The 12,389-nt window shown below is 57.7% G+C and carries 11 protein-coding genes; 1 reads left to right on the top strand and 10 read right to left on the bottom strand.

From position 1 onward, the window contains the following. The first annotated feature begins 13 nt into the window (after positions 1–13). Positions 14–976, top strand: a complete 963-nt coding sequence (locus tag BHK98_RS10030; RefSeq protein ID WP_342718797.1) for an AEC family transporter — start codon at positions 14–16, stop codon at positions 974–976. A 62-nt stretch (positions 977–1,038) separates the two neighbouring features. On the opposite strand, the gene BHK98_RS10025 is transcribed toward BHK98_RS10030, so the two are convergent. The 10 genes from BHK98_RS10025 to BHK98_RS09980 all read right to left on the bottom strand — a co-directional run bounded on the left by BHK98_RS10025 (position 1,039) and on the right by BHK98_RS09980 (position 12,372). Further along, entirely contained in the window at positions 1,039–4,707 is a 3,669-nt protein-coding gene (locus tag BHK98_RS10025) for an efflux RND transporter permease subunit (protein WP_075713904.1), read from the bottom strand. 43 nt (positions 4,708–4,750) lie between these two features. Beyond that, the gene (locus BHK98_RS10020) at positions 4,751–5,206 is read right to left on the bottom strand and encodes a MarR family winged helix-turn-helix transcriptional regulator (protein WP_075713902.1); all 456 of its coding nucleotides are present in this window, start codon (positions 5,204–5,206) and stop codon (positions 4,751–4,753) included. A gap of 41 nt (positions 5,207–5,247) precedes the next feature. After that, positions 5,248–5,688, bottom strand: coding sequence for a 3-hydroxyacyl-ACP dehydratase FabZ (fabZ, locus tag BHK98_RS10015; protein ID WP_075713900.1), 441 nt, complete (start codon positions 5,686–5,688; stop codon positions 5,248–5,250). Position 5,689: 1 nt separating this feature from the next. Next, on the bottom strand, positions 5,690–6,922 hold the full coding sequence (gene fabF / locus BHK98_RS10010; protein ID WP_075713898.1) for a beta-ketoacyl-ACP synthase II: 1,233 nt from the start codon (positions 6,920–6,922) through the stop codon (positions 5,690–5,692). A gap of 10 nt (positions 6,923–6,932) precedes the next feature. After that, positions 6,933–7,670 (bottom strand): 3-oxoacyl-[acyl-carrier-protein] reductase, encoded by a 738-nt coding sequence (gene fabG / locus BHK98_RS10005; RefSeq protein ID WP_075713896.1) that lies wholly within the window; start codon positions 7,668–7,670, stop codon positions 6,933–6,935. Beyond that, positions 7,649–8,575 carry an ACP S-malonyltransferase gene (gene fabD / locus BHK98_RS10000; protein WP_075713894.1) on the bottom strand — a complete coding sequence of 309 codons (927 nt, stop codon included), beginning with the start codon at positions 8,573–8,575 and terminating at the stop codon, positions 7,649–7,651. The genes fabG and fabD overlap by 22 nt, the downstream gene beginning before the upstream one ends. Then, entirely contained in the window at positions 8,572–9,591 is a 1,020-nt protein-coding gene (locus tag BHK98_RS09995) for an NAD(P)H-dependent flavin oxidoreductase (protein ID WP_075713892.1), read from the bottom strand. Before BHK98_RS09995 ends, fabD begins: the two co-directional genes overlap by 4 nt. Continuing rightward, positions 9,572–10,486: a nitronate monooxygenase gene (locus tag BHK98_RS09990; protein WP_075713890.1), complete on the bottom strand. Its 915-nt coding sequence runs from the start codon at positions 10,484–10,486 to the stop codon at positions 9,572–9,574. The genes BHK98_RS09995 and BHK98_RS09990 overlap by 20 nt, the downstream gene beginning before the upstream one ends. Before the next feature lie 157 nt (positions 10,487–10,643). Then, complete coding sequence (locus BHK98_RS09985) at positions 10,644–11,573, bottom strand: beta-ketoacyl-ACP synthase III (protein ID WP_075713888.1); 930 nt, start codon at positions 11,571–11,573, stop codon at positions 10,644–10,646. Further along, the gene (locus BHK98_RS09980; RefSeq protein ID WP_075713886.1) at positions 11,560–12,372 is read right to left on the bottom strand and encodes an acetyl-CoA carboxylase carboxyltransferase subunit alpha; all 813 of its coding nucleotides are present in this window, start codon (positions 12,370–12,372) and stop codon (positions 11,560–11,562) included. Before BHK98_RS09980 ends, BHK98_RS09985 begins: the two co-directional genes overlap by 14 nt. Positions 12,373–12,389: the final 17 nt, after the last annotated feature.

The following is a 12,389-nucleotide window of genomic DNA, read 5'->3' as shown; positions in this document are numbered from 1 at the left end:
AAAGGAGCATGAAATGCTGAACAACCTTATCTTTTGTCTGAATGCTGTCGTCCCTATATTTCTGCTCATGCTCCTGGGGATGTTTTTTATGCGTGTCGGAATCTTTGATGACGCTTTTGTGGCGAAAATGAATTCTTTTGTGTTCCGGGTGGCTCTGCCGGCGCTGGTGTTCTACGATCTGTGCAGCGAAGACTTCGGGCGCGTCTGGGATCTGCGGTTCGTGCTTTTCTGCTTTCTGGCGACTCTTGTCTCCATCCTGCTGTGCGTCGCCATCTCCTGTCTGCTGAAGGACCGGCGCGTTCAGGGCGAATTCATTCAGGTCAGCTACCGCAGCAGCGCCGCCATCCTGGGGGTTTCCCTTGTCACCAACCTTTACGGCACTTCCGGCATGACCCCGCTGATGATGCTGGGCGCGGTTCCGCTTTATAATGCGGCGGCAGTGGTCGTTCTCACGATTTTCACGCCGGAGAGGGACAAAATGAAACGGACGGGGATGAATCGGGCGCAGGTGAGAAAGACGGCGTTCGGAATCATCACCAATCCTATTCTGATCGGAATATTCGCCGGTCTTTTCTGGTCCGTGCTGCGTCTGCCCATGGGGAGCATCCTGGATCATACCGTACAAAATCTGGCCCGGCTGGCTACGCCTCTCGGCATCATGGCCATGGGCGCGTCCTTTAATCTGAAGAAAGCACTCTCCGGCATCCGAACCGCCGGACTCGGTGCGTTCATCAAGCTCATCGGACTGGGCCTGATTTTTGTTCCCCTCGCCGTCACACTGGGATTCCGGCAGGACAGGCTCGTCGCGATTCTGATTATGTGCTGTTCCTGCAGTACCGTCAGCTGCTACGTCATGGCGCGCGAAATGGGGCACGAGGGTACACTGACCTCCAGCACAGTGATGCTGACAACATTTTTTTCCGCGTTCACACTGACAGGCTGGCTTTTCGTGTTGAAAACCCTCGGACTGCTATGAATCCGGAGCTTCGCCGGCGCCGCGGAGTGTGTTCGACGCCCTCGCCTGCGCCCGCCGGTGTCTCAGACCTGTGATGTCTTCCGGCGGAAGAATTTCCTCCGGAGGGATCCGGGGCGACGGCGATTTCTTTTTCGATAGAAGGCGTCGTAGAGGACCGGCACGATGAACAGTGTCATCAGAGTGGCGTACAGCAGTCCGCCGATGGTGACGATCGCCATGCCCCGGCCCATCTCTGCTCCTTCATCGTGACTCAGCGCCATCACTGACATTGCGAGGATCGTCGTCAGCGCGGTCATCATGATCGGCCTCATGCGGTCTCTGCCGGTCTTCACCAGCGCCTCCACCCGGTCCATTCCCGCTTTTCGCATCTGATTCGCGTAGTCGATGAACACGATGCCGTTATTCACCACAACTCCGGACAGAATCAGAAAACCCATCAGAGAAATCATGGACAGTTCCTCACCCGTGATCATCAGTGCGAGAAATCCTCCTGTAAAGGCCAGGGGAATCGTGAACATGACGATGAAGGGCGACAGGAAGTTGGCGAACTGTGCCACCATGATCAGATAAATCAGAATCAGCGCCACAAGCATCATCAGACCCATGTCGCGCAGCATTTTGTTGACGGATTCTGTTTCACCGGCAAGCTTCACCTCATACCCTGCGGGGACATGATAGGCGCTCAGTTTCTTTTCCAGCTTCCGGGACAGCAGCGTCGTGTTGTAGCCGTCCTTCGTGTCAGCCTTGACGGAAATCATTCTGGAACCGTTATCATGACCGATAGATGCGATTCCGTCCTGAACCCTGAAGGTGGCGAAATCGCCGAGTCTGTATTTTTTTGTGGTCTGAGTGCCGTCCGCACCGGTGGTGGTGCCGGAAATTCTGAAGTCGAGCAGATTTTTCTTTGTGAGCTGACGGCGGCTGTCCTTCAGGTTCACATCGATCTGATCCCCGTTTATCTGGATCTGCGTGGCCGTCTGGGAATCCTTCAGTTTCTCCGCCAGCGCCTGATATATCTGCGCGACAGTCAGCCCGCGCCGCATGGCCTTTGCTTTGTCGATGTTCAGAACGATTTCCGGATCCGCGGCCTCCTGACCGTTGACCACGTTTTCAAACCCCTTCTCCTTCTTCACCATGCTCATGATATCGTCGCTGATGTCCAGGATCTTTTCATTGTCATCGCCGTAAATGTCCACCTGCAGACCGCTCCCCGTCAGGGAGGAGGAGCTCATGGCCTCAGTGCTGACAGTATAACTCTTCACGTTCAGGCCGTCGAGAATATTCTCGATCCTTCTGCCGATTTTCCGGTTCTGATCCGCGGCGTCATCCCGCAGCAGTACCAGCGTCGTAAAATTTCTCGAGCTGCTGTCCATCATTCCCATGGACAGTGTCGCGGACTGCATAGCGCCCACGGTCTTCACCCCGTCGATTTTCCGGATCTGCCGGGAGGCCTGATCCATCACCTTGAAATTGTCCTCCAGGTCATCCTCCGGATCCCCTTCTAACGCAACGCTGATCTGCGTTCCGGACATTTCCGGAATTATCACCACGCCGGTGCTCGCGACTCTGGCGGCGCAGACCCCAAGCAGCACGACCGCCAGCAGAACCGGAACCCATTTCTTCCGGAGACAGAACCTCAGTGCTCTTTCATAACGTACCATGAGTCTTTCCAGAAGCCGGTGCTCCTTCGGCTGCACATTCCGCATCAGCGTCGCCGAAACCGATGGAACAACCGTCAGTGCGACGGCAAGTGAGGCCAGCAGACTGAAGGTGATGGTCAGGCACATATCCTGCACAAGCTCCCTCGTCAGTCCGTTTGTGAACAGAACCGGCAGGAACACACAGATGGTCGTCAGTGTAGAAGCGGCAATAGCTCCCGCGACCTGTCCCGCTCCCTGAACCGCCGCCTGCGCCGCGCTGACTCCCTGATTCCGCAGCCGGTAAATATTCTCCATCACAACGATAGAATTATCCACCAGCATGCCGATACCCAGCGCCAGTCCGGACATGGAGATGATGTTCATGGAAATATCCGAAAAATACATCAGAAGAATCGTGAACAGCACGCTCAGCGGAATAGATACCGCCACCACGAGCGTCGGCCGCAAATCTCTCAGGAACAGCAGCAGCACCAGAAACGCCAGAATCGCGCCCCAGATCAGATTGGAAAAGACCGAGTTGATAATGACGTTGATATATTCCCCCTGATCCATCAGCGTCGTCACCTCGAGACCCTTCTGCTCCTTCTGCATCCGGTCGAAGGCGGCGTTCACATTATCCGATACCGCAGAGGTCCCGGCAGCACTGGCTTTGTACACCGCAAGAACAGCAGCGTCCCTTCCGTTTACTCTTGCGTAGGTTTCACTGCCGTTATCCTCAATCTTCACATCGGCCACACTGTCCACCGTGATGTCGCCGACTCCGTCTATGCTGGTCAGCACCATGTCTCCGACAGCGCCGGCGCTCTTCGCTTCCTCATCGATGCGCACCAGGTACTGACGATTCCCTCCGGTGATGTAACCGGCAGGCATGGAGAAATTCTCCGCTGTGATTAATTTAGAGAGGGTATCCAGGGACAAAAGCTGATTCGCGCTGGCGTTCGCCAGAGCCTTCTTCCTTCCGCTCCGATAGTTTGCGTAGCCCTGCTCCAGTTCCTTCTGACTGTCGTTCAGGCTGGCCTCCGCTACAGCGATCTGTGCGCTGGCGCCGCCGAAAGCGGCCGCCGCGGTAATCTTCCCGGCCTCCACTTTATCATAGTTTTTCAGTGCTTTGTCAATCTGTTTACTGCTCTTGTCGGCTGCCGCCTGCGCCGCGGCCGACTTCGTCTTCAGATTCCGAAGCTCCGTCTCAATCTCGCCGATTCTCGAGCCGGAGGGATCGTTTTGCGCGTACAGCGCCTTTTCAGCGTTCAGCGCAGCCGTATATGCGGCCAGCGACGTGACCTGAGACTGCTGAGCCGCCTTCGCGGCCAGCAGGGTGTTCATCGTCCGGGTGAATTTCGCCATTTCACCGGCGGACTTCTTCTGCTGCCGGTTCAGACTGTCCTTCTGCTTCTGCAGGGCAGCCTTCGCCTCATTCAGCTGCGTCTGTCCCCGGTCAAGCTTATCCTTTGCCTCCTGCAGCTTCGACAGCGCCGCAGCACGGATCCTTCTGTTGACCGCATCGATTTTTTTCTGATTCAGCTTCACCTGAACCGAGTCCTGTACCATGCCCTGGGTCTGAACACTGGCGACGCCGTCCTGACGCTTGATGTCCGGCACGACATTGTCCTCGATATAGCGGGACAGCTCGCCGCCCTCCAGTCCTTCTTTGTCAACGCTGACGTAGAGAACCGGCATCATGTCCATGGAGACCTCCATCACAGACGGTTTTCCCGCTCCGTCCGGCAGCTCCAGCTGATTCACCGCCGACGTCACCTTGACCATGGCGCTGTCCATATTGGTGTCCGTCTCAAATTCCAGCATAACCTGGCTGACGTTGCCCGCCGAGGTGCTGGTGACATTTTTAATCCCCGGAAGCGTTGAAACTCCGTCTTCCACAGGATTGGTGATTTCGCTCTCCACCTTCTGGGGCGATGCACCGGGATCACTGGTAACGATCACCATGTAAGGCAGATTCATCTCCGGAAGAAAATCCGTCGTCATGCGGGTAAACCCGGTGATTCCGAGGACACAGAGCGCAAGCACCGCCACAAGAACCACGTATGGACGTCTGACACTGAATTCAGGCATAAGCTTTCTTTTCCCTTTCTGTTCTCCTCCAGAGAGCGGACCGCTATTCGCAGTTCCGGATGGTATCCACCTCAGGCATGAGCTCGTCGGCAATGATCTCCAGCATGCGGTCGAGCTTCTCGCTGTCTGCCGCGTCGAAACGCTTCTTTATCCGTCCGGAAACGACATCGATATAGTTGAAGGCGTCCCCGTAGTTTTCCTGATACTTTCCGGTGGGGCGGAGGTGATATTCCCGCTTGTCCTCCTGGCTCTGGATTTTCTCAATATATCCCTTATTACAGAGTTTGCTGACCCGGTACGCCGCGTTGGGCGCCGACATCCTGGCGAATCTGGCGAACTCGTTGACCGTCGGTTCACCCAGCGCCACGATGATTTCCATGCAGATCACCTCCAGAGTGGACAACGCTTCTTCCTTTTTATCATTGAAGTCCTTCAGCACACGGGTGTACAAAAGAAGCTTGAATTTATTATACACACGGGAAAAATTCTGCTCTAACATCTCGGCACTCTCCTTATGTGTCGATTCTACCAGACTCTTTATCATTTTTCAATTGAATCCTTGATGACAAAGGACAGTCTGGCCTGGGCGACGATCTCGTTCCCCACGCTGGCGATGGCCTTTCCGAATCCCATGGGACCGCGCCGGGACTCGATTTCACAGTACAGCTCCAGCACATCTCCCGGCAGCACCTCTCTCTTGAAACGGCAGCTGCGGACGCCGCCGAACATGGCCAGCTTTCCTCTGTTCTCCGGTTCGCTGAGAAGCGCCACCGCGCCTGTCTGCGCCAGTGCTTCTATGATCAGCACTCCCGGCATCACCGGATAGTCCGGAAAATGTCCCAGGAACTGCATTTCACCGGCAGAAACACACTTGATCCCGCTGGCCCACTTTCCCTCCTCCATGTCTGTGATCCTGTCGATCAGCAGAAACGGGTACCGGTGAGGCAGAATCTTCTGGATCTGACTGATATTCAGCTGCATACTAAACCCTCCTTAAAATCAGCGACGCGTTATGTCCGCCGAACCCGAAGGAGTTCGTCATGGCATACTCCGTGTCGATCTTCCTGCTCTTGTTCGGAACGATATCCAGATCACAGTCCGGATCCGCAACCTGATAGTTTATCGTAGGCGGGGCAATCTGGCAAGCCAGCGTTTTCGCGGTCAGAATTGTCTCCAGCGCGCCGGAGGCTCCCAGCGTATGTCCCGTCATAGACTTTGTGGAAGACATCGCCAGTCTCCGGGCGTGTTCCCTGAAGGCAAGCTTCACTGCCGCGGTCTCGCACCGGTCGTTCATCGGAGTTCCCGTTCCGTGGGCGTTGATGTATCCCACCTCTTCAGGCCGGATCCCGGCGTCACGGATCGCCTCCGTTATGCTCCGGGCCGCACCGCTGCCATCCTCCAGCGGCGCAGTCATATGATGTGCGTCGCAGCTGACCCCGTATCCGACGATTTCTCCCAGAATCGATGCGCCTCTGTCCCTCGCGTGTTCAAACTCCTCCAGGATCACGATTCCGGCGCCTTCTCCCATGACAAAGCCTTCCCGCTCTGCGTCAAAGGGAATGGACGCGCGCCGCGGATCTGTTTCCTCTGACAAAGCCTTCATGGCCGTGAATCCTCCCATGCCCAGATCGGTGATGCAGCTCTCCGAGCCGCCGGTCGCCATCACGTCCGCATATCCGTCGCGAATGCTGCGGAACGCCTCCCCGATCGCGTTCGCGGAGGACGCGCAGGCCGTAAGCACACAGGTGCAGCTTCCCCGAAAACCCAAGCGTATAGCGACGACTCCCGCCGCCATATTGCAGATCGCCGACGGCACAAACAGCGGCGACACGCGGTCAAAGCCACGCTTAAGCCCCCGCAGATGTTCCTTCTCGATGACATCCAGTCCGCCGATGCCGCTGGAGATGTTCACGCCGCAGCGATACGATTCCCCGTCATCCGGCGCGAGTCCGCTCTGCAGAAAGGCCTCGTCCGCCGCGCCGATGGCGAGCTGCGTAAAGCGTGCGGTCCGCCGGGCCTCCATTTTGTCCATATACCGCGTGGGGTCGAAGTCCTTCACCTCCGCTGCGACCTGCACCTTCATACCGGTGCTGTCGTATTCCGTAACCGGTCCGATTCCGCAGACTCCGGCTTCTGCACTTCTCCACAGCTCCTCTGCTGAATTACCGATGGGAGAGATCGCTCCCATACCTGTGATGACTACTCTTCTCTTCATTTTGTTCCCCCTACATGCGCATTCCGCCGTCCACACACAGCACCTGCCCTGTGATGTATCCGGCTTCTCTTCCGGCCAGGAAGCACACCGCCGCGGCCACCTCCTCCGGAGTTCCCGGACGACCCTGAGGAATCATTCTGCTCATGGTCTCTGCCGCGGCCTTCGGCAGTGCGTCCGTCATATCCGTCTCGATAAATCCCGGCGCCACCGCATTTACCGTCACATTCCGGGACGCGAGCTCCCGGGCCAGAGACTTTGTCATCCCGATGACGCCGGCCTTGCTGGCCGCGTAATTGATCTGCCCGGTGTTCCCCATCAGGCCCACCGCCGACGCCAGGCTGACGATACGTCCGTAACGCTGCTTCATCATCGGCCGGGAGACCAGCTTCATCATATGATAGGTTCCCCGCAGATTGGTGTCGATGACGGCGTTGAACTCCTCATCACTCATCCGCATGATGATGTTGTCCCTCGTGATTCCCGCATTGTTGACCAGGATATCGATGTGTCCGAAATTATCCAGCGCAGTCTGAATAATCTTTTCGCAGTCCTCCTTCCTCGCGATATCTCCCTGCACAGTCACAGCCGACACACCGTGCTTCCGGCATAGAGCGGCGGTTTCCTCTGCTTTTTCTCTGTTCCCGGCGTAATTTATCACCGTGTCGCAGCCCCGCTCCGCCAGCTTCAGTGCAACGGCTCTGCCTATGCCCCGGCTTCCGCCGGTAATTACTGCTGTTTCTCTGTCCATGCTTTCACCTTTCCGAGATCCTCTGTCGTCTCAATGCTCATCGTTTCGATGCTCCGCTCTGTCTTGCGCACAAAGCCGGAAAGCGCTCTCCCGGGCCCGATCTCCAGAGCCCCGGTTATCCCGTGCTCCGCCATGTACCGTATGGTGTCCTCGAAATACACACTGCCTGAAACCTGCCTGACCAGCAGTTCCCTGACGGTTTCTGCCCCGGTTTTCTCTCTGCCGAGACAGTTGAACACCACCGGAAGCTTCATGCTCCCGAAGGTCCTGCCCCGGAAATATTCCGCCAGTGCTTCCCCCGCCGGTTTCATATATGATGTATGAAAGGGCCCGCTGACCTCGAGGCGTATACACCGCCGTGCTCCCAGCTCCTTCGCTTTCCTCTCGCAGGCAGCAACGCCCGCTTCCGTTCCGGACACCACGATCTGGCCGGGACAGTTATAATTGGCGATTTCGACAGTTCCTTCCGCCTGCGCTTCGCGGCACGCGTTCTCCGCCGCCTCCCGGTCCAGTCCGATTACCGCGCTCATCACAGTATCCGTCCCCTCTGAGGCCTTCGCCATCTGCTTTCCGCGGAACGTAATCAGTTCGATCGCTGTTTTGTCATCGAAGACTCCCGCGGCAGCGAGCGCGGAATATTCACCGAGGCTGAGGCCTGCGGCCATGTCGGGGACAAAGCCATATTCCTGCAGCACCCGGTACACGCCGAGGGCGAATGCCAGCATAATCGGCTGAGTGTTCTCCGTCTTCCTCAGTTCCTCCGCCGGCCCCTCGAAGGCGATCCGCCGCTGCTCCTCCGGAAGCAGGTTAAACACCTGACGGAACCTCGGATATTCCGCATAAAAATCCTTTCCCATACCGACGTGCTGCGCACCCTGTCCGGCGAACAAAATTGCAGTTTTCATTTCGTCAACTCCTTTATCAGTTCATGCACGGTCACCTGCCGGTTCACGCGTCCCACATTGCTCCCGCAGAAAAACAGTCCGTTCTCCAGGTCACCGTGATACGCTGCGATCAGCGCCCGGCTGATACAGTATTTGGTAGTTCCGGGGTCGCAGGTCACGATGCAGTTCATGCAGCTCCGGGGCGGGATGCGGCCCTGTGTCCGGATTCTGTCGATCAGCGGCGTGCGCAGCGCTCTCCCCGGCATTCCCACCGGGCTGTCGATAATCACCGCGTCCTCCTCTCCGGCCGCGAGAATCACATCCTTATACGCCTGACTGGCGTCGCACTCATCCGTCGCAATGAAACGTGTTGCAATCTGAGCTCCTGCCGCGCCGGCCCGGCGGATTTCATCGATATCCTCTCTGCTGAAAACGCCACCCGCCGCGAATACAGGGATCTCTCCCACCTTCTGTTTCACTGCCTTCACCGTATCCCGCAGGCTCCGGGCCGTACCGTCGAGCAGCTCCTCCTTCCGGAACCCGAGATGCCCTCCGGCCTCGCTGCCCTCTACGACGACAAAATCCGGCCGGCATTGGAACCTGCGTTCCCAGTGCTTCAGCAGAAGCGCAGCAGCCCTGTCTCCCGACACGACAGGCGCGAGAAGAGCACCCTCTCCGGCCGCCTCCGGCAGGGTCAGGGGCAGCCCGGCGCCGCTGATTACCGCATCGATTCCGGCACGAACCGCTTCCCGGACCATGACTGCGAACTCCGTTGTCGCAACCATTGCGTTTACCGCGAGCAGTCCGCGTCCTCCTGCGATTTCCCGCGCCTTGCGGATCTCCTGCCGCAGCGCCCGGATATTGGCGGCAAGCGGATTTTCCCGGAAATCCGGCTCGCGGAACCCGATATTCGCGGTGGAGATGACTCCCATGCCGCCCTCCGCGGCCACAGCTCCGGCGAGGCCTCCCATGGAGATCCCGATTCCCATGCCGCCCTGGATGACAGGGACCGACAGCTTATCCAGCAATTTCTTCATATTCCTTCTCCAATTGTTCAAGGATATCCCGAACCGGACGGATTTCCTTAATCTGTGCTGCCACCTGCCCCGCCATAAGCGAACCGTTTCTGACGTCGCCCTCCAGCACCGCCTTGCGCAGCGATCCCAGTGTAAAGGCTTCCAGCTCCATCTTCTCCGCGCCTGCCCGTTCCTTTCTCAGATATTCCCGGGCCATGGGGTTTTTCAGTATCCGCACCGGCGCTCCCACGGTTCTTCCGGTAACTACAGTGTCGTTATCCTTCGCTCGTATCAGCGCGTCTTTATAGTTCTGATGAATCGGACATTCCTCACTGGCAAGCAGGATCGTGCCGATCTGCACGCCGGAAGCTCCCAGAAGCTCCGCGGCCGCCATCTGACGGCCTCCGGCGATGCCTCCGGCCGCGATTACCGGAAGATCCACCGCATCCGCGACCTGCGGAACCAGCGTCATCGTAGTCAGCTCTCCGATATGGCCTCCGCTTTCACAACCCTCCGCAATCAGTCCGTCCGCGCCCGAAGCGGCGAGACGTCTTGCCAGCGCCACGGACGATACTACCGGAAAAACGCGGATTTCCGCCTTTTTCCATCGTTCTACATACTTTCCCGGGTTCCCGGCTCCGGTGGTCACAAGGGAAACCCCTTCCTGACAGACGATTTCCGCCATCTCGTCTGCGCAGGGATTCATCAGCATGATATTGACGCCGAAGGGGCGATCCGTTCTGTCTTTGCAGCGCCGGATATTCTCCCGCAAATCCGCACCGTCCATACCTCCGGCTCCGATAATTCCCATGGCGCCGGCGTTGGAAACAGCCGCGGCGAATTCCCCGGTCGCGATGTTCGCCATACCGCCCTGAAAAATCGGAAATTCTATCCCGAACATTTTGTTGATATCCATATTCCTCCTACTCTGCTTTGCCCTCTATATTCCGTCGCGGACGCTATACTCCGCCGCGCACCTTGTGCTCCACCGCGGACTCCCTGCTGCATCGCAAGTACTGCGTTCCGCCCCGAACTCCCTGCTGCGTCGCAGCCTCTGCGCTCCGCCGCAAGTGCTATACGGTGAGCAGAACCGAGCCGCACGTCAGCCCTGCTCCGAAGCCGGTGATGACGACTCGCTGTCCCGGTTTCAGCAATCCATTTTCCAGCATCTCGCTGAGACAGATGGCGACGCTGGCCGCCGATGTGTTCCCGTATCGCTGAATATTCACATAAAACCGTTCCATTCCCACATCCAGTTTCCCCGCGACGCTGCGCAGAATTCTGAGATTTGCCTGATGACAAATAAACCAGTCCACGTCCTCCGCCCTTCTTCCGGCTTTTCGGAGGACGCCGTAAATGCTTTCCGGAACTGCGTTGACCGCAAACCGGTAGACCTCCTGTCCCTTCATCATAATCGCCGGATCGAAGCGCTCGCAGAACAGTGTCTCCGACTCCGGGACACAGTCGGAGCACGAAGCGAATTCCTTTGTGCCATCCGCCTCCAGCACCACGGCTCCCGCTCCGTCCCCGAAAAGAATCGCGCTTCCCCGCTCCGTCAGATCCATCAGCGGAGAGATCTTCTCACTTCCGATGACCAGCGCGCGGCGCGCTTCTCCGGCGGTAAGCATGGCGTGCGCCAGAGTGCAGCCGTACACGAATCCAGAGCAGGCACCGTTGATATCCAGACACATGACTTTCTGTGAAAGCCCCAGTCTCCCCGCCGCTCCGCACGACACCGAAGGCGTCGCCAGATCCGGCGTAAAGGTGCAGACCAGCAGAAGGTCCACGTCTCTACGGTCGCCTCCCCAGCGCTGAAGCGCCGTCTCCGCGGCTTCACAGGCCATATCAAGGTTCGACCGGCTGTCCGCGAAATATCTGCTTTCTATTCCGGTCCTGCTGCGGATCCACGCGTCGCTGGTATCCACAACGCGCGCCAGGTCCTCATTTGTTACCGTTCTGTCTCCGTGGGCACAGCCGTACCCGGTTATCTTAATTCCTGCCATTGAAATTCCCTACGTTCCTGAGTTTTCTGTATCTTCCCCGTTGAAGTTCCCGGCCGCTGAGCTTCAGGAGCCGTTCAAGCTGCTCCCAGATCACCCGATCTGTCTCCACAAAGAGCCGGTCGCGCCCGGCTTCCCCCGCGATATTCCGCTCCGGCACGATAACATCACAGATTCCGAGCCGGCTGAGATCCTCCGCTGTCAGCTTCATGGCCTCCGCCGCCTCTTTCCAGAGTCCGGCATCCTTCCACAGAATACTGGCGAAGCCTTCCGGCGACAAAATTGAAAAGATGCTGTTCTCCAGCATGATGATCCGATCCGCCACAGCCAGCGCCAGCGCACCGCCGCTTCCTCCTTCTCCGATGAAAACGGCGATGCAGGGAATCTCGAGCCGGCTCATCACCTCGATGCTCCGTGCGATGGCTTCTCCCTGACCTCTTTCCTCCGCCTCCTTCCCCGGATATGCTCCCGGGGTGTCGACAAAGGTGATCAGAGGGCGGCCGAATTTCTCTGCCTGCTTCATCAGCCGTACAGCCTTCCGATAGCCCTCCGGATTCGGCATCCCGAAACGGTACTTCAGATTCTCCTCCAGACTTCTTCCCTTCTGCTGTCCGATCACCGTCACCGGAATCCCGTGAAAACTTCCGATTCCGCCGAGAATGCCGGGATCCTCCCCGAAAGCCCGGTCTCCCGCAAGTTCCGTGAAGTCATGGAAAATCCGGTCGATATATTCCCTGCATGTCGGCCTCTTCTGATCTCTGGCTGCCAGAACCCTATCCGCAGCCGTGAATTCTCTGTCCATCTGTATTTTTCTCCTCT

Source organism: Hornefia porci (assembly GCF_001940235.1).
Taxonomy (GTDB): Bacteria; Bacillota; Clostridia; order Peptostreptococcales; family Anaerovoracaceae; genus Aminicella; species Aminicella porci.
Note: the sequence above shows the minus strand (reverse complement) of the source record. Positions and strands in the feature narration are given on the sequence as shown.

Excerpts from the sequence above, each read along its gene's own strand:
- BHK98_RS10020 (WP_075713902.1), bottom strand. The coding sequence starts at position 5,206 with ATGTTAGAGCAGAATTTTTCCCGTGTGTATAATAAATTCAAGCTTCTT.
- BHK98_RS09985 (WP_075713888.1), bottom strand. The coding sequence starts at position 11,573 with ATGGCAGGAATTAAGATAACCGGGTACGGCTGTGCCCACGGAGACAGA.
- fabZ (WP_075713900.1), bottom strand. The coding sequence starts at position 5,688 with ATGCAGCTGAATATCAGTCAGATCCAGAAGATTCTGCCTCACCGGTAC.
- BHK98_RS09995 (WP_075713892.1), bottom strand. The coding sequence starts at position 9,591 with ATGAAGAAATTGCTGGATAAGCTGTCGGTCCCTGTCATCCAGGGCGGC.
- fabF (WP_075713898.1), bottom strand. The coding sequence starts at position 6,922 with ATGAAGAGAAGAGTAGTCATCACAGGTATGGGAGCGATCTCTCCCATC.
- fabG (WP_075713896.1), bottom strand. The coding sequence starts at position 7,670 with ATGGACAGAGAAACAGCAGTAATTACCGGCGGAAGCCGGGGCATAGGC.
- BHK98_RS10025 (WP_075713904.1), bottom strand. The coding sequence starts at position 4,707 with ATGCCTGAATTCAGTGTCAGACGTCCATACGTGGTTCTTGTGGCGGTG.
- BHK98_RS10030 (WP_342718797.1), top strand. The coding sequence starts at position 14 with ATGCTGAACAACCTTATCTTTTGTCTGAATGCTGTCGTCCCTATATTT.
- BHK98_RS09980 (WP_075713886.1), bottom strand. The coding sequence starts at position 12,372 with ATGGACAGAGAATTCACGGCTGCGGATAGGGTTCTGGCAGCCAGAGAT.
- BHK98_RS09990 (WP_075713890.1), bottom strand. The coding sequence starts at position 10,486 with ATGGATATCAACAAAATGTTCGGGATAGAATTTCCGATTTTTCAGGGC.
- fabD (WP_075713894.1), bottom strand. The coding sequence starts at position 8,575 with ATGAAAACTGCAATTTTGTTCGCCGGACAGGGTGCGCAGCACGTCGGT.